Source organism: Laspinema sp. D2d (genome assembly GCF_025370755.1).
Classification (GTDB): domain Bacteria; phylum Cyanobacteriota; class Cyanobacteriia; order Cyanobacteriales; family Laspinemataceae; genus Laspinema.
Window position 1 is genome coordinate 107,068 of the sequence record NZ_JAMXFC010000014.1, and the last position, 23,315, is coordinate 130,382.

16 protein-coding genes and 1 pseudogene are annotated in these 23,315 nt (G+C 47.8%); 9 read left to right on the forward strand and 8 right to left on the reverse strand.

The window, feature by feature from the left end; genetic code table 11:
- Positions 1–67: 67 nt before the first annotated feature.
- Positions 68–1,024 (forward strand): RNA polymerase sigma factor, RpoD/SigA family, encoded by a 957-nt coding sequence (locus tag NG796_RS11905; protein WP_261206932.1) that lies wholly within the window; start codon positions 68–70, stop codon positions 1,022–1,024.
- Between the two features lie 126 nt (positions 1,025–1,150).
- Here NG796_RS11905 and NG796_RS11910 read toward each other — a convergent pair whose 3' ends face one another.
- The 7 genes and pseudogenes from NG796_RS11910 to NG796_RS11935 all read right to left on the reverse strand — a co-directional run bounded on the left by NG796_RS11910 (position 1,151) and on the right by NG796_RS11935 (position 11,961).
- A complete protein-coding gene (locus NG796_RS11910) occupies positions 1,151–1,726 on the reverse strand; it encodes a Uma2 family endonuclease (protein WP_261206933.1) in 576 nt (191 codons plus the stop codon).
- Between the two features lie 268 nt (positions 1,727–1,994).
- Positions 1,995–4,136, reverse strand: coding sequence for a response regulator (locus NG796_RS11915; RefSeq protein ID WP_261206935.1), 2,142 nt, complete (start codon positions 4,134–4,136; stop codon positions 1,995–1,997).
- Positions 4,137–4,612: 476 nt separating this feature from the next.
- Complete coding sequence (locus NG796_RS26565) at positions 4,613–5,776, reverse strand: ATP-binding protein (RefSeq protein WP_411268804.1); 1,164 nt, start codon at positions 5,774–5,776, stop codon at positions 4,613–4,615.
- Positions 5,756–7,459 (reverse strand): annotated as a pseudogene (locus NG796_RS26570) (PAS domain S-box protein); the annotation flags it as partial. The pseudogene NG796_RS26570 and the gene NG796_RS26565, both read right to left, overlap by 21 nt.
- Positions 7,460–7,933: 474 nt before the next feature.
- A complete protein-coding gene (locus NG796_RS11925; protein WP_261206940.1) occupies positions 7,934–8,941 on the reverse strand; it encodes a DnaJ C-terminal domain-containing protein in 1,008 nt (335 codons plus the stop codon).
- 180 nt (positions 8,942–9,121) lie between these two features.
- Positions 9,122–11,347 (reverse strand): molecular chaperone DnaK, encoded by a 2,226-nt coding sequence (dnaK, locus tag NG796_RS11930; RefSeq protein WP_261206942.1) that lies wholly within the window; start codon positions 11,345–11,347, stop codon positions 9,122–9,124.
- A gap of 467 nt (positions 11,348–11,814) precedes the next feature.
- Positions 11,815–11,961 carry a hypothetical protein gene (locus NG796_RS11935; protein ID WP_261206944.1) on the reverse strand — a complete coding sequence of 49 codons (147 nt, stop codon included), beginning with the start codon at positions 11,959–11,961 and terminating at the stop codon, positions 11,815–11,817.
- An 80-nt stretch (positions 11,962–12,041) separates the two neighbouring features.
- On the opposite strand from NG796_RS11935, the gene NG796_RS11940 reads away from it, so the two are divergent.
- The 4 genes from NG796_RS11940 (at position 12,042) to NG796_RS11955 (ending at position 17,557) form a co-directional block, all read left to right on the forward strand.
- Entirely contained in the window at positions 12,042–12,305 is a 264-nt protein-coding gene (locus NG796_RS11940; protein ID WP_261206946.1) for a hypothetical protein, read from the forward strand.
- Between the two features lie 246 nt (positions 12,306–12,551).
- The gene (locus NG796_RS11945; RefSeq protein WP_261206947.1) at positions 12,552–13,367 is read left to right on the forward strand and encodes a VanW family protein; all 816 of its coding nucleotides are present in this window, start codon (positions 12,552–12,554) and stop codon (positions 13,365–13,367) included.
- A gap of 121 nt (positions 13,368–13,488) precedes the next feature.
- Positions 13,489–16,182 carry a DNA methyltransferase gene (locus tag NG796_RS11950; protein WP_261206949.1) on the forward strand — a complete coding sequence of 898 codons (2,694 nt, stop codon included), beginning with the start codon at positions 13,489–13,491 and terminating at the stop codon, positions 16,180–16,182.
- A gap of 67 nt (positions 16,183–16,249) precedes the next feature.
- On the forward strand, positions 16,250–17,557 hold the full coding sequence (locus NG796_RS11955) for a DNA cytosine methyltransferase (RefSeq protein WP_261206952.1): 1,308 nt from the start codon (positions 16,250–16,252) through the stop codon (positions 17,555–17,557).
- Between the two features lie 181 nt (positions 17,558–17,738).
- Here the strand turns inward: NG796_RS11955 and NG796_RS11960 are convergent, their stop codons facing one another.
- A complete protein-coding gene (locus NG796_RS11960) occupies positions 17,739–18,101 on the reverse strand; it encodes a response regulator transcription factor (RefSeq protein ID WP_015147588.1) in 363 nt (120 codons plus the stop codon).
- Positions 18,102–18,963: 862 nt separating this feature from the next.
- On the opposite strand from NG796_RS11960, the gene NG796_RS11965 reads away from it, so the two are divergent.
- The 4 genes from NG796_RS11965 (at position 18,964) to NG796_RS11980 (ending at position 23,163) form a co-directional block, all read left to right on the forward strand.
- Positions 18,964–19,245: a hypothetical protein gene (locus NG796_RS11965; RefSeq protein ID WP_261206955.1), complete on the forward strand. Its 282-nt coding sequence runs from the start codon at positions 18,964–18,966 to the stop codon at positions 19,243–19,245.
- The gene (pds, locus tag NG796_RS11970; RefSeq protein WP_261206957.1) at positions 19,215–20,597 is read left to right on the forward strand and encodes a 15-cis-phytoene desaturase; all 1,383 of its coding nucleotides are present in this window, start codon (positions 19,215–19,217) and stop codon (positions 20,595–20,597) included. Before NG796_RS11965 ends, pds begins: the two co-directional genes overlap by 31 nt.
- A gap of 100 nt (positions 20,598–20,697) precedes the next feature.
- Positions 20,698–21,624, forward strand: coding sequence for a 15-cis-phytoene synthase CrtB (gene crtB / locus NG796_RS11975; protein ID WP_261206959.1), 927 nt, complete (start codon positions 20,698–20,700; stop codon positions 21,622–21,624).
- Positions 21,625–22,095: 471 nt separating this feature from the next.
- Positions 22,096–23,163, forward strand: coding sequence for an EAL domain-containing protein (locus NG796_RS11980; protein WP_261206961.1), 1,068 nt, complete (start codon positions 22,096–22,098; stop codon positions 23,161–23,163).
- Positions 23,164–23,315: the final 152 nt, after the last annotated feature.

Below are 23,315 nucleotides of genomic sequence, written 5' to 3' on the forward strand. Positions count from 1 at the left end.
TCTTCAGATTGAGAGTCAAAGATACCAGCCACGAAAACGAACGTTACCCATTGAGTGAAGAAGCGCCATGAAGACTGCTCAAACTTCTACAGACTTAGTTCGCACTTACCTGCGAGAAATTGGCCGAGTTCCCCTGTTAACCCACGAGCAGGAGATTATATTGGGTAAGCAGGTTCAGCAATTGAGCCTGTTGCATGAGATTAAAGAGACCCTCACCGAACAGTTCGGTCATGAACCAACGGATGTAGAATGGTCACAAGCGGCAGGATTATCCTTGGTTGAGCTGCAACATACGATCGAACAAGGTGAAACCGCCAAGCGCAAGATGGTGGAAGCGAATCTGCGACTGGTGGTGTCTGTTGCCAAAAAGTATATTAAACGCAATGTCGATTTACTGGACTTAATCCAAGAAGGAACGATCGGAATGCAGCGGGGGGTAGAGAAATTTGACCCCACCAAAGGTTACCGATTTTCCACATACGCCTATTGGTGGATCCGTCAGGCGATTACTCGGGCGATCGCCGAGAAGGGCCGTACGATTCGCCTCCCCATTCACATTACTGAAAAACTTAACAAAATCAAGAAAGCATCTCGGGAATTATCTCAACAACTCGGACGCACTGCCACAATTGGCGAGTTAGCGGCAGAGTTAGAACTCACTCCCAAGCAAATTCGGGAGTATATGGAACGCGCTAGACATCCCCTCTCCCTAGATTTGCGGGTGGGGGATAATCATGATACAGAACTGAGTGAGTTGTTGGAAGATACCGGACCCTCTCCGGAAGATTTTGCTACTCATTCCGCAATGCGAGCAGATTTAGAAAAATTGATGGCGGAGTTAACCACCCAGCAACGGGAAGTAATTGCTTTACGGTTTGGGTTGGAAGATGGACAAGCAATGACGCTTTCTAAGATAGGCGATCGGCTCAATATTAGTCGTGAACGTGTCCGCCAAATTGAACGAGAAGCTCTTACAAAACTCCGCAAGCGCAAAGCGGATATGAATGAATATGTTGCCAGCTAATCTGGTTTCTGCTCCCTTAAATTGAGCTGAGATGTCTCCTGTTGATGGGAGGCATCTTTTTTTTGAGGTTTCGGGATGGAGTTTTAACCCTGAATTTCACAAATTTTCCCAGAGTCACAGATACCATTAAAATAGCGGCAAGTCTAAGGTGAATCCTGGTAAGATGTTTTCTCCCGATAAGCGGGTGGGAAGTGGGAGGGTTTCTACGGGTTGAGTGGGTCGATAAATTGAGACTTGTTGCGCTTGCGGATTAATCAGCCAACCTAATTTTAAGCCACTGTTGAGATATTCCTGCATTTTGTCTTGAAGTTGTTTGATTGAGTCGGTCTGAGACCTCAGTTCTATGACAAAATCAGGACAAAGCGGGACAAATTTTTCCTGTTGTTCCTGGGTAAGAGATTCCCAGCGAGCATTCTCCACCCAAGCGGCATCTGGTGACCTTTTCCCTCCCTGGGGTAAGATGAAGAGGGTGGATGAACTGAAGACTTTTCCCAGTTGAGTTTGACGGTTCCAAAACCAAAGATAGCCATTCAAATCTGATTCTCGATTGCCACTGATTCCTCCAACTGGGGGCATGATGAGTAATTCTCCTTGGGCGGTTTCTTCAAGTCGCCAATTTTCATTGATTTGGCAGAGTTGATAAAATTGGTCTTCGCTGAGGTTGACAGTTTTGAGGTTTAAAATAATCGGTTCTGAAATCATTTGAATTTATCCTGATATGTGGTAACCACTGATTTCACAGATTTTCACGCAGCTTTAGATTTTTTGCTAAAAAAGGGAGAAAATCTGTTGACAAGCGGGGTTGACTTTGATAAATTTATCTTTATAATGGGAGGCTTTGCTAAAATATTATTGGGGTCAACATCCCATTATGAATATAATAAGGTATCAAGTCAAGAATTGCAATGCTTCTCACCTATCTTTTTTGGCCGCATCAACGGGGAAGCAGAGACCCTGAAAAGTGAGAGTTTCATCCAACTTTTTGATGGCGACAAGCTTCAGCAATCATGGTGCGAATTTCGGTGCAGAGGCGCTCGAAACTTAACCCTTGTTTTTGGAGAATGGTTTGGACTGAGCCTTTGAGTTGCAAATACTCTTGCGGAGTAATATCTTTAGCAGTCATGACAACGACGGGGATGGATCGCCACAGGGGATATTGTTTTAAAGCATTTAAAAACTCAAATCCATCCATTTCTGGCATCATCAAATCCAGTAATATCAAATCTGGGGGATGAGCAGCGATCGCCTCTAAACCTCGACGACCATTTTCCGCCACAAAGGTTTTCCAGCCGTGGTTCTCCAGGACCCGATGGAGGAGATCCCGAGTGGCTGGATCATCCTCCACAATCAAAATCGATTCTACTGGACCCTTGTCTGGGGCGGATTCTTCTTGGCGTTGCTGATATTTATGTAGAAGTGCGATCAATCGATGGCGATCGATGGGTTTCGTCATGTAATCCGAAGCACCCAGAGCCATCCCCATTGGCTTATTATCCATCATTGTGAGGACAATCGTAGGGATATCGGCGAGTTCGGGGTCTGCTTTGAGGGCGCATAGAACCGACCAACCATCTTGATGCGGCATCATCACATCAAGGGTAATTGCATCGGGGTGGAGTTCCTTCGCCAGTTCTAATCCCCGATCGCCTGTGGAGGCAACAGCTACTCCCCAACCTTCTTTGCTCAAAAACCGATGCATGAGATCATGCACCGTCGGGTCATCATCAATCACCAAAACCGTTTTTCCCGTCTCTGGGAATACCTCTAAGTCTGCCTTGGACGAGTCCTGTTCTAGGTTGGGAAGAGTTTTCACTTGTGCGGGAAGGAGCATCGTAAACGTAGACCCTTCTCCTTCGCGACTCGTGACGGTAATATCACCCCCCATCATCTCACAGAACCGCTTGGCGATCGCCAACCCGAGACCCGTCCCGCCATACTTGCGAGTGGTGGAGGCATCCGCTTGATTAAATGCCTCAAACAACCGATTGATTTGCTCGGGAGTCATTCCAATTCCCGTATCCTTAATTTTAAAGCAAATCCAATCCGATTCAGAGTGAGGAACTCCTGGCTTTGAATAGCCAGACTCCGGCGGTTGTGCGAGGACGGCACAAAGGACCGCATGGGCAGAATCTTGGGGTTGCGGGTTGGGAATGCGGGTGACTTCCAGGGAAATTGTGCCATTTTCTGTAAATTTGGCCGCATTGGAGAGGAGATTAAATAAATTCTGTCTAACTTTGGTTAAGTCAGCCCACATTGAACCCAGTTCCGGCGCATATCGGACAGCCATTTTATTGCTATTTTTTTCGATCAAGGGTTCGATGGTGCTGACCACTTCCTGTAGGGTGGGTTCAATGTCGAAGGGTTCTAAGTACAGTTCCATGCGACCCGCTTCAATTTTAGACAGGTCGAGGATATCATTGATAATGCCAAGTAAATGCTTGCCAGCCCCGTGGATTTTTTGCAGATCCAAGCTTAAGTCTTCTTGACCCGTGTCTTCGGCATCTTCTTTTAACATTTCACTGTAACCGAGGATGGCATTGAGCGGGGTGCGCAGTTCATGGCTCATATTGGCTAAAAATTGACTTTTAGCGCGGTTAGCAGCGATCGCCGCATCTTTTTTATCTTCAATCGTTTGATTTGCCAGTTGAAATAGGCGAGAGTGAGCGACTAAGAGGATATGCAAGTCTAAAAATCGCACTTGTCCATCCGGGAGGACCAGGGCGATCGGTTCGTAGGCTTGGTGGGGGTCACGGGCTAGGGCAATATCAACCGCTTCGTGGATTTTACAGGACCCGGGGAGATGGAGGGGCGGAGAATAGATGCCCGATTGGGTTTCTACCGCTTGGATCGTGTTCCACAGAACGGACATGGGACGTTTGAGATAAATTTCTAATCCATAGGGACGACTCAGCCATTCAAAAAATTTCCGGCGGGAAATAATCCCCAGGGGTTGTCCATCGGAGATAATCATCACTCCAGGTAATTCGGGGTGAGTTTGAAAGGCTTGGCTGACAACCTGTCCGAGGGTGGAGGCGGAAACTTGAAAATTATGGGAAGGTAAATCTGCCAAGGTCGAATCAAGGGTCAGCCGGTTCTGTTCTGGGTAAAGCACGCTTGTGGTCCTCCCTATACTGACCCAGAAAATACTGATCCAGAAGCCACTGAGCAGGACCCCACCCCTCGGGGGACGAGGTTACCTTTTAATACCCAATCCACGGGTAAAAGACCTGCTTTACTCTGGAGCGGGTTCAGGCAGGCTTGGTCCGTATAGCTCGACCCTTTGGGGTGCGGGTTTTTATCAACCTGGGAAAACCGGATTCCGGATAACGACTGAGACCCCTGAGACTGTACCAAAATAGGTAAATTCGGGGACGCATTGGCCTGATGACCCGGGGCAGAAGGGGAAAGGTTGAGGCGGGATCGGGTCATGTCAGGCTGTCCCTTGCCAAGACTAGCAAAGGTAAGTGCTATATGCCCACTTTCTGTTCGTAACCCGAACTCAGTTTTAAACCCTATCATCCTTCACTTCCTCAACTGGATACCTTTCAAAACGATGCCTGAACTCGTGAGTGGTTTGCGGTGGTTTTGTTACTCCATTAGGTTAGCCGGAAACTGAAGGCGGTAGGGGAGACGGACTGTAAAAGTTGAGCCGGATCCGAGTTTGCTAGAAACAGCGATCGCCCCTCCCATCATTTCACAGAATCGCTGACCGATCGCCAGTCCCAAGCCGGTTCCCCCATACTTACGGGTGGTACTGGGGTCAGCCTGAGTAAAGGCATTAAAAATCTGCTCCATCTGCTCTGATGTCATACCAATTCCGGTATCAATCACCCGAAATTCAATCCAGTCCGGGGGAGGATTGGGGGGAAATACCCGGTCGGGAATGAGTCTCACTTCTAAGGTGATTGTCCCATTTTCCGTAAATTTAGCAGCGTTGCTTAATAAGTTTAGCAGCACTTGCCGAACTTTGTTTAAATCGGAATACATTTGACCCAGATGGGAGGGAGCATTGAGTTGCAGTTGATTCCCGTTTTTCTGCACTAAAGGATGAATCGTCGCCACGGCTGCCTCGATCACTTGGGCTACCTCGAAAGTTTCGAGGTAAATATCCATTTTACCTGCTTCAATTTTGGAAAGGTCCAAAATATCATTAATTAGGCTTAAGAGATGCTTGCCCGCAAACTGAATCTTTTTAAGGTCTGGAATAAAATCGAGGATATCTGCTTCTTCGGCTTCTTCTTCGAGAATTTCACTATAGCCCACGATCGCATTCAAGGGAGTTCGGAGTTCATGGCTCATATTCGCCAAAAACATACTTTTGGCTTGATTGGCCGTTTCCGCCGCTTCTTTGGCCTGGTGTAGCATGATTTCCGCTTGTTTGCGACTGGTAATATCTCGAACAATCACGATAGTTTGGTTTTCCAGGAGGGGAAGAAGTCGGGCTTCAAAGTATTTGACGCCATTGTTCATCGGTAAGGAGTATTCTCGATAAACCAAATCACGATTGGCTTTCACTTCCTTCAGAGCTTCTGTAAAAGTTTGACAGATATTGGCGGGGAGAACTTCATCAATTTTCCGCCCGAGGAATTGTTCTGGAGGTAGGTAAAGGTCTGAGATTTTTCCGGCTTGATAATCTAAAATTGTAGCGTCATTATCCAGTTTAAAGTATAAATCGGGCAGGGCTTTAAAAATGGCTTGCAGTTCCGAAGTCGTATGATATAATTTCTCTTCATACTGTTTGCGATCGGTGATATCCCGGGTGATGGAAACGACACAGGGAACGCCCTCTAGGACGATGGATTCAGCGCAGAATAAGCCCACCCGAATTTCCCCAGACTTCATTTTAAAATGGATTTCGCGATCAATGACTCGACCACAGGTTTGTAATTCCTCAATACAGGCCCTTTGTTCCGCTTCATAGACCCAAATATTCAGATCCATCGAGTTGTTGCCGATGACTTCAGCCCACTCAAAACCGGACATTTCAAGGAAGCGATCATTGACTTCAATATAACGCCCTTCCGCCAGGGTGGTAATGGCGATCGCATCGGGAGACGCGCGAAAAGCTTTGGAAAACTTTTCCTGAGAGACGCGTAGGGCCTCTCGCGCCCGTCGGCGATCGGTAATATCTGTTTGGGACCCCGCAAACCGATAGGGGTTACCATTGGCATCCCGCACCGCCATCCCCCGAACCAGCATCCAGAGGTAGGACCCATTTTTATGCAAGATGCGATATTCCGTTTGTAAGTGAGGGCTGCGTCCTTTTAAGTGGGCCTGGATATCGGCTTCGACTCGTTCTAAGTCATCGGGGTGAATACGACTGAACCATTCATCAGGATTGGACCCAATTTCCGGGGGATGACATCCGATCGCCGACTTCCACCGGGGAGAAAAATAGATTTCTTGGGTCTTCAAATCCCAGTCCCAGATTCCATCATTGGCCCCGGCAACGGCGATCGCATACCGTTCCTGACTCTTCTGAAGGGCAAAGGTCGCCCGTTCCACGGCTAACTCCATTTCCCAAGGTTTTCTGACCCAAATAAAGGTCGATAATCCACAGGAAAACGCTAAAAAGCCGCCTAGGGAGTATAACCAACCCAGGGGTTGATTGACCCGCCATCCGCCCAAGGGGACGGCGGCCATTTCCCAGGACCCGTTGGGTAACGAGACCTCTTGGAGAATCGGGTTGCGATTAAATAGGTTTGGATCTCCAAAAAATACAGCCCCTTTAGACCCTAAGCCATCTTGTCCACGAATGGCGAACTGAACGGGAATGGGGGTTGTGAAGCGAGATCGAGGCAGGGTAGGTGTGCGTCCGGTCGGAGGGGCGATCGCCTGGGTGACTGGGAGGAGTTTCGCATCGGTGAACAGCACCTCTGGGTCAATGACGATCGCCACCAGACCCCAGTAAGCACCATCCCCGGGACTATTCGAGGAAGATATAAAAATCGGAGTGCGACTAATTAACGCATTACCCCCCTGAACTAAGGGGGTCGGACCGGCAACGATGGTACTTTTACTCTGGATAGTTTTCTGGACGATTTGGGCCGAGGCGGAATATTCGAGGAGATTTAAACCCAGGGCGGTTTCATGACCCTCTAACGGATAAAGATGAGTGAGAATATTATTTTTAGCCAACTGAATATTCAGAATTCCCTTTTGCTCAGAGACCATGACCTCCGCAAGGCGCTTAAATTCATCCGGAGTCACGGTGGGATGGTTGGAAACGTAGGCAACCAGACCCCGAGTAATAAACAGTCGGGAGTTTAAGGCCCTTTCGAGTTTAGCTCGCTTGGTACTGAGCTGGAGCAAGACGTCTGTGCGAATTTGCTCACGGTTACGTTCCATTTCAGACTGACCCAGGGCCCAAACTCCGGTTATAACCAGGCCCGCCGAACAGACAGCAGCAATGTAAGGTGACAATGGCGATCGCATCACACTCTCATGTTTATTCAATTAGTCCGAAGTCAGCGATAGATAGTTCAGGAACGCAAAACCTGATGGATCTGAGGCCCCTACAACTGAGCCAGATCTGTGCCTCTTCTGCCTATTCTTAGCCCCTATAGATCTGGAGATTGTAGACTTGGGCATTTTTCAAACCCAAAAAGTTTGCGGCTTGAAAATTTTCTTCCCATTAGCTTATCCTATTTCCCCAACGGATTGTAGCGACTTGAGGGAAATAATCTCACGACGATGCTATAAAAAATTATAGCGGTTTCATATTGTATTTAAAGCTACTATTTTGGGCGGAGCAACGGATCGAAATACCTCCGCACTGATCTAGTTTTAGGGATTTCCCTAAACAAAGTTCTGCATTAGAGGTTGAGCAGAATTGCTAAAGCCCCCCTTGTTAAGGGGGGTTCGGGGGATCTTTTATAGAAGATTTTATGTTTTGGACTTCCCTTATCCCTAGAGAAGCAAATCCTGACGCGGTTTAAACGTTTCAATCTGACGCAATTTTTCGTAGAGTTCTCGTTCCTGATCCGTGACCTGTTTGGGAACGGCAATGACAATTTCCACGAGTTGATCACCCCGCTTGCCATCGCTAGTGGGATAACCTTTATTGGCAAGACGCAACCGTTTACCCGGTCCAACCCCTGGAGGGAGCGTCATTTTCACTAACCCGTCCAGGGTGGGGACTTCCACCGGCCCACCGAGAACCGCCTCACAGGGGGAAATGGGGAGTACACAGTAGATATCTGTACCTTCCACCTTAAAAAAGCCGTGGGGGGCAACGGTGATTTTTAAATACAAATCCCCCCCATTCATGCCTTGACCGCGTAGCCGAATCCGCTGACCTGTGACCATGCCTGTGGGCATTGTTACTTCAAGCGATCGCCCATCTTCCAGGCGAATCCGTTCCCGACCTCCGGTATAGGCTTTTTCCAGGGGTAAAGTCAGGCGCGCTTCCACATCCCGAGGGTTGGGACGCGCCGGAATCGTATAGGCGGTTTTGGTCGTGCGGGGTTGAAAAGCATCGCGATCGCTGGTGGTCGTCGTGGTCCCTACCCCCACCCCAGCGGTCCGGGTTTCCCGACGTCCCAGCAGTTCATCGACAAAGCTATCAAAATTGGCATATTCCGAGAAATTGCTCGAACTTTGAGGTTCCCGGGATGACCCTGCCGCAAACGGATTGCTTCGACTGTTCCAGGTTGGGGGTCGCACCGCTGCGCGCCCTTTAAATCCTTTCTTGCCTAAAAACCGACTAAATTCATCGTATTGCGCCCGCTTGTTCGGGTCCGAGAGGACCTCATACGCTTCCGAGAGGTCCTTAAATTTTTCCTCGGCGGCTTTATTGCCCGGATTCAGGTCGGGGTGATACTGCCTTGCCAGTCGCCGGTAGGCTTTTTTAATCGACTCCGTAGAGGATTCTTTCGTCAAGCCGAGAATTTCGTAATAATTGCGCCAGTTCTGCATATCCGCGATTTTAGACGTTAGATTTTGGATTGTTATCAATTAGATGGACGGACGACCTTGGAGTTATGGAGGGGACTGCGGTTGGGTTGCCGCTGCCACGGCGCGAGGGGACCCTACCGAACCCCCCTTACCCTCACCAAAGCGCGATTGCAATCCAAAATCGTTCGTGCACGCTTGATTTTACAACCACTCTTCATCATCGTCATCCCAATCTTCATCCTGGTAGGGATTATTGTAACGGTTTGGGCTACTTTTCCCCGGGACTGAGGACCGTCCCCGGCGTCGGGGTCCGCGACTGTCTCCGGGATAGATTTCTCGGGATTGGGGTCCGCGACTGTCTCCGGGATAGATTTCTCGGGATTGGGGTCCGCGACTGTCTCCAGAATACAGGTCCCGGGATTGGGGTCCGCGACTGTCTCCAGAATACAGGTCTCGGGATTGGGGTCCACGACTGTCTCCTGGATAAATTTCTCGCGGTTGCCGATAGGCAGTCTCGAAGAAATCATCTTTAACCGAGTCTCGTTCCGGTCGGTCGTCGGTAAACGCCCGACGGATTGAGCCAAAGATACTCTCTTCCTCTTCCGTCTCTTGAGTGCGCCGATAGATTTCCCGGTTCAGTTCGTAGACTGCATCTTGAAGGTCAGACTGGGCTAAGTCGATTCCCCGTTCATCCCCCCGTTCTAAACTCTGGCGCAGATCGCGGATGGCGGTTTCGATCCGTCCGCGATGGGGGGCGACAAATTGGATCCCATAATCCAAGGTGGCCTCTCTGAGTTGCCGTTCCGCTTGATAGGCTAATGCCTCGACTCGGTTGCGTTTTTCGACGCGTTCCCGGCGTTCGCGATCGACTTGGGCATATTCATCCGCCTCCTGAATCATCCGCATGACTTCCGATTCGCTGAGGGTGGATGCCCCCTGAATCACGACACTCTGCTCACGCCCGGTCATGCGGTCTAAGGCGGTTACCTGCAAAATTCCATTGGCATCCACATCAAAGGATACTTGAATTTGGGGAACTCCCCGAGGTGCGGGTGGAATTCCGGTCAATTTAAACCGTCCCAAGGATTTATTGTCCGCAACCATTTCCCGTTCTCCCTGGACAATATGAATTTCTACGACGGTTTGATTATTCTCTGATGTGGAAAAGATATCAGAACGTCGCACGGGAATGGTCGTGTTGCGGGGAATTAATTTTTTCATCACCCCACCGATGGTTTCTAGTCCCACAGAAAGGGGAGTGACGTCTAATAAGAGGACATCCCGGATTTCTCCGGCGAGAATTCCGGCTTGGATGGCGGCCCCTACGGCGACGACTTCATCGGGGTTAACGTTTTCATTGGGTTCACGATCAATGATGCTGCGGACCAGTTCTTTGACGAGGGGAATGCGGGTGGAACCGCCGACGAGGACGACTTCATCGATTTGGGCGGGGGTCATTCCTGCGTCGGTGAATGCCCGCTTGAGGGGGATCCGAAGTCGGCGAATGAGGTCGCCGCAGAGGGCTTCAAATTGCGATCGCGTCAGTTTGGTTTCGAGGTGTTTCGGTCCTTCTGCCGTGGCGGTGATAAAGGGTAGGTTAACATCGGTGACTTGTACGCCCGAGAGTTCAATTTTGGCTTTTTCTGCGGCTTCAATCAACCGCTGTAAACTCTGGCGATCGCGCCGCAAATCCACATCTTCTGCGGCGAGAAATTGCTCCGCCAGCCAATCTACAATTTTCTTATCAAAATCATTACCGCCCAACTGGGTATCCCCAGCGGTAGACTTGACCTCAAACACTCCATCCCCCACCTCCAGGATGGAAACGTCAAAGGTTCCACCCCCTAAGTCAAAGACGAGAATGGTTTTGTAATCAAGCTGATCAAAGCCATAGGCTAATGAGGCGGCTGTCGGTTCATTGATGATCCGCTTAACATCTATCCCGGCAATCCGTCCGGCGTTGCGCGTGGCTTGTCTTTGGGCATCGTTAAAATAAGCTGGAACCGTAATCACTGCGCCGGTTACGGGTTCTCCCAAATAGCGGCTGGCTTCGTCTACCAGTTTCCGCAAAATCATCGCTGAGACTTCTTCCGGGGAGAAATCTTTTTTCAGGCGAGGACATTTGATTTTGATGTTGTCCTCTTCATCCCGGCGGATGGTGTAGGGAACGCGCTTGGAGTCTGGGGAAAGTTCCCCATAGCGACGGCCCATGAACCGCTTGATGGCATAAAAAGTATTTTGGGGATTGAGCACGGCTTGCCGTCGGGCCATTTGCCCGATTAGCTGTTCCCCTTCTTTGCTAAAACCGACCACGGAGGGAGTTGTCCGCGTTCCTTCTGCATTGGCAATCACCACCGGCTTGCCTCCCTCCATTACTGCGACCACTGAGTTAGTTGTCCCCAGGTCAATGCCGACTACTTTGCCCATGCTGTTTTCTCCACCTCTCGTGTTTTACTGCTTGGATTAACAATTAAACTGATTTCGGGTTGGTTAGCTCGTTGGAACTTTTTACAAGAAGCGATCGCCACGAATAGTGGCGACATAACAGTTAACCCTAAGTTGCAATACTCAGGATCTTGCTTTCTGACTTTATTCTATCTTGCGTCAGCACTGTAGGGGTTTTAGCCTCAGTCCGCGCAACTCTCTTCTCCGATGGCTGGGAAAACCCCAAGCCCTCCCCTTCCTTAACCCAATCCATTGCCAAAGTGTCCCTTTTCAAGGGGAGTTGGGGGTTCTCTCCAAGAAGATTTTATTTTGGGGGAGTTCGGTTAGAGAGAACGGACCCGAACCCCCGTTTGTTCACGCCGGATTGCATCCTGTACTAACTTCTGAAGAATATCGGCTTTTTCTAGGGTGAGTAAGTTGACTTTTGGTCGGGAGTCGGATTCGGGAGGCTAAACTAGAGATTGAGGAGTATTGCCGATCGCCTCGGTGGAGGGGGTTGGCAGGTCAGTAGAAAGATTGATGGTGTGAGGGGCGAGGCTTACCGCTTCCCGGTTCTTCTCCTGGATGCCGTACACAGGGTACGGTTGATGACCCATTGTGGGTTGATTCAGGAGGGATAGCTGGAAGAAGGGCAGCCATGAATCGACGTTAACGCATTATTCCCAGGAGTTGGAAAATGTCGTCGTTTGGATATTTTCGCCTAGAACCCCGGCCCGAACATATTCGGGCGGTACTTGCAGCCCTGAAGCAACAAGATGCGATCGCCCCACAAGAGTTGGCTAAATTGTCGGGATTGACCTTAACTCAAGTCAAATGTGTCCTGAGTGAATTAGAACTCAGGGCAAAAATCAAAATTCTCCGTCGCGATTCTACCCCCCGGGTCCGCGTTACCTTGGTGAAGCGATGGGAATGCAACAGTCCGGACCTGAAAACTTGTTAGTCTATTTCGGGATTGCGGGAGTCTGGATTAAGCTTTGAAAAGTTTAGACCCTTGGTCTATCCAGTCGCATATTCCCCAGAGGGCGGCGGCGTCGGGATTTCCCTAATCTCGGCGTTGCCTCTTTTTTATCCGGGTTCTCAAAGAGATCATAGGAGTTATTTTCCCAGATAGAGATGGAGTCTAATTTTCCGGCTACCAATAGTTTTTTACGCTATCTATTCTCCTGTTTTTTAGGTTTTTAAAACAATGAAAGGAAATTTGCTCAAGTTTTTTCCGGGTCTGGTAAATGCACAGCTTTTTAAAAAAATTAAGGAAAATATTCCCCCTTCTCTCAAGCGAAAAGGAAAACTGACTCAGCGATACACGGCTGATTTGCTCACGGGTAACCTAGGGAAGTTGGTCAAATCACCCCCCTTGTCTCCAGAAAATTTAGATTTCTTTGAATTTCAAATTACCATTCGCCAAATCATCCCCAATAATAGCTATTTACAAAATAAAAAGCATAATTTAGCCACAGCGATCGCCTGCCTTGAAAATGTCCCCATCCACCCAGGTCAAATCTTTTCATTTTGGCATTTAGTTGGAGAACCCAGCCAACGAAAGGGATACCTAGAAAGTCGGGCGATCGTCAACAATCAACTGAAATATGATTTTGGCGGGGGTTTATGTCAGATCCCTGGACTCTTGTATATTTTAATCCTCAAAGCCGGTTTAAACGCCCTAGAACGCCATCCCCATTCCCAAGATATCTACACCGAAGAAACCCGCTTTGCCCCGTTAGGTTCCGATGCTACTGTGGTTTATGGATACAAAGATTTTCGATTTCAAAATACTTTATCTGTTCCCCTCTGTTTCCGGTTCACCCTACTGGATGAAGCGATTATCGCACAACTCTGTTCCACTCAACCGCTTGAAGAGTTCAACGTAGATTTTAACGTCAAACAACTAGCGGGGGGGATTAAGCAAGTGGAAACTTTCCGTTATTCTCAAGTTACCAACTCCCGGAAAAAAATTAATACTACGATTTATCCCACCTTGGACCCTGATGCTGCTATTTTGTAAGTTTATCTTATTAAAACTGAGGGCGATCGCGCTCCTACACCGAGTATTTTGGTCCAATTTATGGGATAATCTATCACAGAGTAGCCCGAAACCCTATCTGACGTCCACCCAGCTTTAAACCATGTCAAATTGTGTCCAAAAACTTCATACCTTTATCACCTATTGTCAGCAACATATCAAAGGCGACGAGAAGGGAGAGGCACAAGTCTTTTTAGACCGTTTCTTTCGGGCATTTGGTCACGAAGGGGCATTAGAAGCCGGTGCCAGTTATGAGGAAAGAGTTAAAAAAGGGAGCAAAACGGGGAAAACTGGCTTTGCCGATTTGGTATGGAAACCTCGGGTTTTGATTGAGATGAAAAAACGGGGAGAAAAGCTTCAAAAACATTATTCCCAAGCGTTTGATTATTGGACTCGCTTAGTTCCCGATCGCCCCCGGTATGTCATCCTCTGTAACTTTGATGAGTTTTGGATTTTTGATTTTGATATCCAACTCGATACTCCCATCGATATCATCAATTTACAACAATTACCGGAACGCGCCGGGGCGTTCACCTTCATGGAATTAGAGAACCGAACCCCGGTTTTTAATAACAATCAAGTTGAAGTCACCGAACGCGCCGCCCGACGCTTAGGAGAGTTATTTATAGAACTCAAAAAAACCAGAACCCGTCGCGGATTTACTGAATCAGTCGCGCAACGATTTATTCTGCAATGTGTGTTAGCTATGTTTGCAGAAGATAGAGGACTGTTACCCCGTGATTTATTTATTTCTTCTGTGCAAGACTGCTTGAATGGGGTAAGTTCTTACGACATTCTCGGCGGGTTATTCCGAGAGATGAATACACCGGGCATCACCGGCGCAGGACGATATAAAGGGGTGGATTATTTTAATGGCGGCTTGTTTTCGGTCATTCATCCCATTGAATTAACTCGGGAAGAGTTACAATTTTTGGATGTTTCAGCGAGGGAAGATTGGAGTCAAGTTAGACCTGCCATTTTTGGCAATATTTTCGAGGGTTCCGTGAATGAAACCGAACGTCATACCTACGGAATTCACTACACCTCAGAAGCGGATATCATGAAGATTGTCCGCCCGACTATTAGCCGGTATTGGGAGGACCGAATCGAAGCAGCTACTACCATTCCAGAACTGAATGGCTTACAGATGGAATTGCAAAGCTATCGCGTTCTTGATCCGGCTTGTGGTTCCGGTAATTTTCTCTATATTGCTTATCAAGAATTGAAGCGCATCGAACAGGTATTACTTGAAAAAATAGCCAGCCGTCGCAAGTCTCCTCGGGAACAATTAGAAATGGGCTTTGTAACGCCATTACAGTTTTATGGCATGGATACCAATCCGTTTGCGGTGGAGTTGGCAAGGGTGACCCTCGCAATTGCCCGCAAGGTGGCGATCGATAAGTTTGGATTGACCGAAGACCCTCTACCCCTGGATACCTTAGATAAAAATATCGTCTGCCAAGATGCTTTATTTAACCAATGGCCGAAGGTTAATGCTATTATCGGAAATCCACCCTTTTTAGGCGGCAAACAGTTAAGAATCAATCTGGGCGATGACTATATGGATCGGGTTTTTGCTCGCTTTTCAAATGTTAAAGATTCTGTTGATTTTTGTGCCTACTGGTTCAGGTTAGCCCATGATGGTATAGAGGAGAATGGGAGGGCGGGATTAGTAGCAACAAATTCAGTAAGTCAGGGAAAAAGTCGGGTAGCAACTTTAGACTATATTATCCAAAATAGGGGTTATATTCACGAGGCTATTTCCTCTCAACCTTGGTCTGGTGACGCAAAAGTTCATGTGAGTTTAGTAAACTGGGCTAAAGAAAAACCCAATCAATATTATTTAAATAATACCCTTGTGTTTTCTATTAACTCTTCCTTGCAATCCACCTTAGATGTTTCCCAAGCAGCTAGACTCAATATTAATAAAAATTGCTGCTTTCAAGGGGTAATTCCTGTGGGAAAAGGCTTTATTGTCACTGAACAACAAGTCAAAACCTGGATTCAAGCTGAACCCAAAAATAAAGAAGTTCTCAAACTGTTTTCAATGGGGTCAAATTTGGCTAAGAATCCCCAAGGTAAACCCGATCGTTGGATTATTGATTTTAATGAGATGACAATTGAAGAAGCCAGCAATTATAGTTTACCATTTCAACATATTGAATCAACCGTTAAGCCAGAACGGGATAAGAATAGAGATGCAAAATCGAGAACATACTGGTGGAGATTCCTACGCCATCGCCCTGAAATGAGAAATGCGATCGCCACTCTCTCCCATTACTTCACGGTTCCCCGAGTATCAAAATGGGCGATTTTTCTCCCTGCACCTTTAACTTGGCTACCTGGGGATCTGAATGTTGTTGTCGCCTCCGATGATTTCTACATTCTGGGAATTTTAACTGCCAAGATACATCGCGTCTGGGTCAATGCTCAAAGTTCAACCCTGAAAGGCGATACGCGCTACACTCACAATACCTGCTTTGAAACCTTCCCCTTCCCCCAAAATCCTGATACCAAACAAGTAACTTCCATTCGTGAAATCACCCAAAAACTCCATGACTATCGTACTGAACAAATGGAATCGAAACAATGGGGAATCACTCAATTGTATAATAAATTCTTTGCCGAACCGACCAGCCAATTATCTAAACTCCACGCCGAACTCGATAAACTCGTGATGGAAGCCTATGGCTTTCAAACAACCAATGATATTTTAGAAAAATTGTTGCAATTGAATAGAGAACTGGCGGAAAAAGAAGCGCGAGGCGAGTTTGTTTTAGGTCCCCAAGCACCCTGAATCTAGCTCAAAATCATGGTACAATAACACCTCATTCGCCCAGGATTCCGCAGGACCCGTCTCATTTATGAACCCCCAAACTAGACCGATCGCTGTAGATTTATTTGCTGGTGCAGGCGGGATGACCCTCGGATTTGAACAGGCGGGTTTTGACGTCCTCGCAGCGGTGGAAATTGACCCGATCCATTGTGCTACTCACGAATATAATTTCCCAAAATGGAAAGTCTTGTGCAGAAGTGTGGTAGAGGCAACTGGGGAAGAGATTAGAACCCAGTCGGAAATAGGCAGCCGCGAGATTGATGTAGTTTGTGGAGGTCCCCCCTGTCAAGGCTTTTCCCTGATGGGTAAACGCGCTTTAGATGACCCGCGCAATTCCCTGGTGTTTCACTTCATCCGCCTCGTGACTGAACTCCAACCAAAGTATTTTGTAATGGAAAATGTTCGGGGATTAACCATCGGTCCCCATAAACAGCTTTTAGAAGAAGTTATTGATAAATTTCATGACTCTGGTTATCAGGTTCTGACTCCCTATCAAGTGCTTAACTCGGCTTATTATGGCGTTCCCCAAAATCGAGAACGGCTCTTTTTAATCGGATGTCGCGAGGGATTGTCTTTACCAAACTATCCCACCCCAATTACCCATCCTCCGGGATGCAAGAAGTTACGCCAGTTATCGGATCTAACCCCAACGCCAACGGTTTGGGAGGCGATTCAAGATTTGCCGAGGGTAGAACAGTATGCGGAATTATGCGATCGCGATTGGATTTCCTACCAATACCAACCCGCAAGTGCTTATGGAATTCAGATGCAGGAATTTTCTGAACCTTCTCACAATTATGCCTATCCCCGGAAGTGCGATCGCAGCATTCTCACCGGCAACCATCGCACCCAGCACACCCAACCGGCGATCGACCGCTTCAAAGCCACCCTTCCCGGCAAATCCGAACCAGTCAGCCGCTTTCACAAGCTAGATCCCCAAGGATTATGTAATACATTAAGAGCCGGAACCCCCAGTAATCGAGGTGCTTATACTTCCCCTCGTCCTATTCATCCCTTTGAACCCCGTTGTATAACCGTTCGGGAGGCGGCGCGTCTGCACTCTTACCCGGATTGGTTTCGTTTCCATGTCACGAAATGGCACGGATTCCGCCAAATTGGAAATTCTGTTCCCCCACTCTTAGCGAAAGCGGTTGCCGCAGAGATTATCCGGGTGTTAGGGATAGTGCCGATTTCGCCCTCGGTCCCGAGACAACTGGAAAATCCAGAGTTGCTAAAACTGCCGATGTCTGCGGCGGCAGCGCAGTATCAGGTTGATCCGCACACCATCGAACCGCGATCGCGCCGCTCCTTAAACTCTAAAGCATCAGTACAGTAACAGTTAGAAACCCAATTTCTTGACAAAATTACTGCAAAAGATGGGCCGGTTCATCCATTTAAGACCCCACTCCCTCTGCGAGTGTGAAACTGTACAAAACATAGGGTCCGGCCCTCGAACAGGCGAGGGCATCGGTTACTTGACCGCTACTCCACACTTTGAACACCTCCCCCTGATCGGATCAGCGCAGGAGTTGTTTAATGGTTTGAATCAGTTCGGCGGGACGAAAGGGTTTCGTGATGTAGGCATCCGCGCCTTGTTTCATACCCCAATACCGATCAAACTCTTGACTTTTGCTGGTACACATGATAACGGGAATATTCTGAGCTTTCGGGTCGTTTTTTAACCACCGACAGAGTTCATAACCGTTCATTCTGGGCATGACAATATCGGTGACGACTAAATCTGGAGGCTTGGCCTGAATTTGTTCTTTGGCTTCTACTCCGTCGGATGCTTCAATCACTTCCAACCCGCTTTTTTTCAAAATGTCCGATACCATTTCGCGTACCGTACCGCTATCATCCACAATTAGAATTATACTCATCGCTCCCTCCGTAATTTCTGGTTCTAAAGGTTTGGCGTATAATTCATCGTTCTTTTAATGCCAAGATGCTGTTGGCAAGGTGAGTGAATTATTAAGAGTAAACCCATAAAACTTAACAAATTGATAATAATGGTTATTCTCTAGGGTCATAAATGGTCTGTCATGAGATTGTCCCGATCGCTACTCCTTTATATTGCTCTATATTGCTCTAATTTATCCAAACCTGACGGGTCTATTAAGAGGATGCACCATTTCGTGAACTTTGGAACTGACATGGAATTCGCCCTGGGTAGGGCATCCATACTGGGGAGGGTGCTGATACTAGATCAGCCTTGGTTCTAACCGGATTCCGTTTGACAACCGGACTAGCGGGGAACTAGACCGTTTGGGTGGGAATCGAGCGGCTAGAACTGGCTTGAGCAAACCTCTGCCGATTTGCGATCGCTTTTTTACATTAGGGTTGGTAAAAACCCAAAGGATCTCTATCATCGCACGGGCCAAGCTCAGTGCGATCGCAAAATTCTGTTGAACACAGAGTCAAGACTCCTGTTCTCAGGGGTTCATAGAATCGGACCTCGAAATTGCCTGGACTGCTTAAACCTGAGTTGTTTGGACCCATTCACTTTTATTGGGTCAAATTTCCGCCTCATGACATCACTAAACAGAATCAATCGCTGATTATATCATTGATTTTAGGGCCATAAACGAGAGGTCAGTCAGGATTTTAGCTGTTCCCGAACTTCCCGATCATTTTTGAGCGAGTCCTCAAGGTAGAGGCAAGCAAGCGAATCGCCTCTACCTTTAGAGAGAAAATGTCCCGGCTCTATTCCATAACATTTTAACAAGATAGAATTGTCAAGCTGTGATTTTAAAAGATAAAACCCGGGGTGGCGCACTGGGAAAAAGACTGTTGGCACTCCCTAACAAGAAGTTATCCTGTTTACCCGAGGGGATTAGAGGGTGCGATCGGCGATCGCCCAAGGGATGGCCCAACTTTATTTTGCAAAAAGGCCGTGAAAAAAGAAAATGTAACAGTTTGCAAAGGTATAATGAGAGGCAACTCAAAAAACTTAACACTATCTTAAAGAATCTCAACGAGGGGATTATTAACCAATGCGCGTGGCGATCGCAGGAGCGGGTTTAGCAGGACTTTCCTGCGCGAAATATCTGACTGACATGGGTCATACCCCCATAGTCCTGGAACGCCGGGACGTCCTTGGGGGGAAAGTAGCAGCATGGAAAGATGCAGACGGGGACTGGTACGAAACCGGGCTGCACATTTTTTTTGGTGCCTATCCCAATATGTTGCAACTCTTTGGAGAATTAGGCATCGAAGACCGGCTGCAATGGAAAGAACATACCATGATCTTTAACCAGCCGGAGGCCCCGGGAACCTACTCCCGGTTTGATTTCCCGGACCTGCCCGCCCCTCTCAATGGGGTGATGGCAATCTTGGGCAATAACGATATGCTAACCTGGCCGGAGAAAATTCAGTTTGGCATCGGCCTGATCCCAGCAATGGTACAAGGGCAGAAATATGTCGAAGAGATGGATAAATATTCCTTCTCCGAATGGCTGAAACTGAAAAAAATCCCACCTCGGGTAGAAAAAGAAGTCTTCATTGCCATGTCCAAAGCGCTCAACTTCATCAACCCCGATGAAATTTCCGCCACCATTTTGCTAACCGCCCTGAATCGGTTTTTGCAAGAAAAAAACGGGTCAAAAATGGCCTTTTTAGATGGATCCCCGACAGAACGGCTCTGTCAACCGATGGTGGATTACATTACCGATCGCGGCGGTGAAGTCCGGTTAAACGCACCGATTAAAGAGTTTTTGCTCGATGAACAAGGTGCAGTCCGGGGCTTTGAAGTCCGAGGCTTGGAGGGACAACCTTCGGAAGTCTTGACCGCAGATATTTACGTCTCGGCAATGCCCGTGGACCCTTTAAAAGTGATGTTACCGCCATCCTGGTGGGAAATGGAATATTTCCAGCAACTCAAGGAGTTAGAAGGGGTGCCGGTGATTAACGTGCATCTGTGGTTTGACTGTAAACTCACGGATATTGATCACTTGCTCTTTTCGCGATCGCCCTTACTGAGCGTCTATGCGGACATGAGCAACACCTGTCGGGAATATGCCAATCCCGATCGCTCCATGTTGGAATTAGTCCTCGCACCGGCGAAGGACTGGATTTCTAAAACTGATGAAGAAATTGTCACCGCCACCCTGAAAGAACTGGAAAATCTCTTTCCCGATCGCTTTTGTGGTAACAAACCGGCTAAATTATTAAAATATCACGTCGTCAAGACGCCGAGGTCGGTGTACAAAGCAACTCCCGGACGCCAAAATTACCGTCCCTCCCAAATCACACCGATCCCCAATTTCTATCTGACGGGCGATTACACCATGCAACGTTATCTTGCCAGTATGGAAGGAGCCGTACTTTCTGGTAAGCTGACAGCGCAGGCCATTGCGAGCCGTCAGTCCCAGAATTAATAATTTTAGAATTTAGATATTAGTAGTGGCCTACAACTCAAAATCCCTGAATTCCCAACCCAGAATTCTGGCATCTAAAGACGCTCCCCGCTTGCAACCAATGCTGCAACTGTCCGAACAACCACGCATGAAAACGCTGGCTTCCTTAGACGACGCTTATGAGCTCTGTCGCCAAATTACAGCGAAATATGCCCGCACCTTTTACCTGGGTACGCTGTTGATGCCAGAAGCGAAACGGCGGGCTATTTGGGCGATCTACGCTTGGTGCCGTCGCACAGATGAATTGGTGGATGGTCCTGGGGCGCGGTTTACCACCCCAGAAACCTTAGATCTGTGGGAGGGTTACCTCGAATCGATCTTTGCTGGAACTCCGATCGAAGATACGGATGTGGCGATGGTGGATACCGTGGAACGCTTTTCCCTGGATATCCAGCCCTTTCGGGATATGATTTCCGGGCAGCGCATGGATCTGTACCGCAGTCGCTATCAAACCTTTGAGGACCTTGAGCTGTACTGTTACCGGGTAGCCGGTACCGTGGGCTTGATGTCCCTGCCGGTGATGGGAATTGCGCCCGTGGTCCGGTCCTCCCCTTGGGAGACTGACGAACCGTCGGATCCATCAGAGGAGGCAGTCGCCCTCGGCATTGCGAATCAACTGACCAATATCCTGCGGGATGTGGGGGAAGATGCGCGTCGAGGTCGGATTTATCTGCCTCTGGAAGAACTGGCTTTGTTTGACTACACCGAAGAGGACCTTTTGAACGGGGTCGTCGATGAGCGATGGGAGCAACTGATGCGTTTCCAAATTCAACGCGCCCGCAAGTTCTATGTCAAGGCAGAAAAGGGCATTCTTGCCCTGAATCCCGATGCGCGGTGGCCCGTCTGGTCCGCGACGATGCTTTACAGCCAAATTCTCGATGCGATCGAGCGCAACGAATACGATGTATTTCGTCAGCGGGCGGTCGTTCCCCGTTTTCGCAAGATGATCTCTTTGCCTCTAGCATGGCTGAGGGCGCAAGTTTTGTAAGTAACTCGGGTTTAGATAGAGTTTTTCGGCGATCGCATCCCGAAGCGATCGCAACCCCGCTATCACTTAACCGTAAAAATGGAAGTTTAGCCTAACTGGGCCAAACTTCCATTTTTTGTCGCGACATTTTGAGCCGAAAAATTCACAGTCCTTTTGCTTGAGCCTTAGTCGTTCCCACAATTGAGGCATAACCCCATTTGTCTTAATTTACCTCTTGAGGAAGATGACAAAACTCCAAAAATCCGGTCATATCAAGACAAGGGTGACTAAGCATCTTTTCTCCTATCGCTATTCAATTCTCTATCGTTCGTTCGGCGCGATCGCGTTGATTTCCCGCGCCTAAAGTGAGGCTTTAAGGAGTAGCCTACAGTCCGTCCGGGATTTAGAGTACGAGCTTTTCCAGCGGATAAGCTATATCATAGATTACAAGAAATTTCTATTTCTTAACAAATATTAAAGATTTAAAAACCTATGTCCTCTATGACTCTCTTAAGCGATCTGCCCAAACTGCTGATTCAGCCCAATGACCCAGAGACTGGAACCTGTTTGGTTAACCTGGGGTTTCAGCCCGTTCCCGCAGTCCCCCTTCTGTTTTATCGCATCGTGACTAGAAGCCAACTGAAGGAGATCTTCTGGCAGTTGAGCAACCAGCTAGGAGAGATGGCGCAAAGCGCCTCTCGGTTCTGTGTCACCCAAATTTCCTTAGACTCAACCCATCTCCTGCTGGAATTTCTCAAAGCACAGCCGCTGATTTCGATTACCAATTCCATCAAATATGCGTGGTTTTTGCGACTGCTGCTCCAACAAGGGCTATTTTTTAAATATCAACCCATTTTTTGCCTGAAATCGGGTCAGATCACCGCTTATGAATGTCTGGCGCGCGCCTTGGGTGATTCTGGACAGTGTTACAGTGGCGGAATGTTAATTGAGGCGGCGATCGCCACAGATTTATCTCAGGAATTTGATGAACTGGCGCGAACAACTTGTATCGAATCCCTGGCAACGTTGAAAAGCGATCGCCAGTTTTTTGTTAACCTTTTACCCAATGCCATTATTCAAAATCCCGACTCACTCGAACAGAACTTACAACAAATTCTTGACTTGGGATTACGTCCTGAACAAATTATTTTTGAATTAACTGAAGTAGAAGTTTTAGCTCAAAGCGAAAAACTTCCGCAGCTTATCAAACGGATGCGCGCCTGGGGATTTGGAATTGCAGTGGATGATCTGTGCGGTTGTGTCTCGGTGGATCACTATGCAATGGAACTCAAACCTGATATCGTCAAATTAGACCGACGTTTGATCCACGGCTGTAGCCAATTCACCCTCAAACAAACTTTAATCAAAAGTTTGCTTGATTCGGCTCATTCCGAGGGAATTCTCGTTTTAGCAGAAGGCTTAGAAACCCTTCAGGATATCCAATTTTGCCAGGAGTTGGGGGTAGATTTTGGACAGGGATTTGGTTTAGCTCGTCCCGAGGCACACCTGCAACAACAGCCATTTGAGCGATGGGATTTAATGATGTCTAAAGCTTCGTAAGATAAACAGCGATCGCATTTTTAGAGAGGCCCAGTTTATACAGGATGAAAACCCGTTTAGGGTGGTTGTCACCTAATTTTCTAGCATGACTGCTACAAACCCAAAAAAGAACCGCGATCACAACAGAGGCGATCGCGGAAATATTTGAAGAA

Bases quoted from the DNA above. Each gene is read 5' to 3' on its own strand.
- NG796_RS11960 (WP_015147588.1), bottom strand. From the start codon at position 18,101: ATGAGTATAATTCTAATTGTGGATGATAGCGGTACGGTACGCGAAATG.
- NG796_RS11905 (WP_261206932.1), top strand. From the start codon at position 68: ATGAAGACTGCTCAAACTTCTACAGACTTAGTTCGCACTTACCTGCGA.
- NG796_RS11980 (WP_261206961.1), top strand. From the start codon at position 22,096: ATGTCCTCTATGACTCTCTTAAGCGATCTGCCCAAACTGCTGATTCAG.
- NG796_RS11935 (WP_261206944.1), bottom strand. From the start codon at position 11,961: ATGGGTCATCAACCGTACCCTGTGTACGGCATCCAGGAGAAGAACCGG.
- pds (WP_261206957.1), top strand. From the start codon at position 19,215: ATGCGCGTGGCGATCGCAGGAGCGGGTTTAGCAGGACTTTCCTGCGCG.
- dnaK (WP_261206942.1), bottom strand. From the start codon at position 11,347: ATGGGCAAAGTAGTCGGCATTGACCTGGGGACAACTAACTCAGTGGTC.
- NG796_RS11940 (WP_261206946.1), top strand. From the start codon at position 12,042: ATGTCGTCGTTTGGATATTTTCGCCTAGAACCCCGGCCCGAACATATT.
- NG796_RS11950 (WP_261206949.1), top strand. From the start codon at position 13,489: ATGTCAAATTGTGTCCAAAAACTTCATACCTTTATCACCTATTGTCAG.
- NG796_RS11910 (WP_261206933.1), bottom strand. From the start codon at position 1,726: ATGATTTCAGAACCGATTATTTTAAACCTCAAAACTGTCAACCTCAGC.
- crtB (WP_261206959.1), top strand. From the start codon at position 20,698: ATGCTGCAACTGTCCGAACAACCACGCATGAAAACGCTGGCTTCCTTA.
- NG796_RS11955 (WP_261206952.1), top strand. From the start codon at position 16,250: ATGAACCCCCAAACTAGACCGATCGCTGTAGATTTATTTGCTGGTGCA.
- NG796_RS11925 (WP_261206940.1), bottom strand. From the start codon at position 8,941: ATGCAGAACTGGCGCAATTATTACGAAATTCTCGGCTTGACGAAAGAA.
- NG796_RS11945 (WP_261206947.1), top strand. From the start codon at position 12,552: ATGAAAGGAAATTTGCTCAAGTTTTTTCCGGGTCTGGTAAATGCACAG.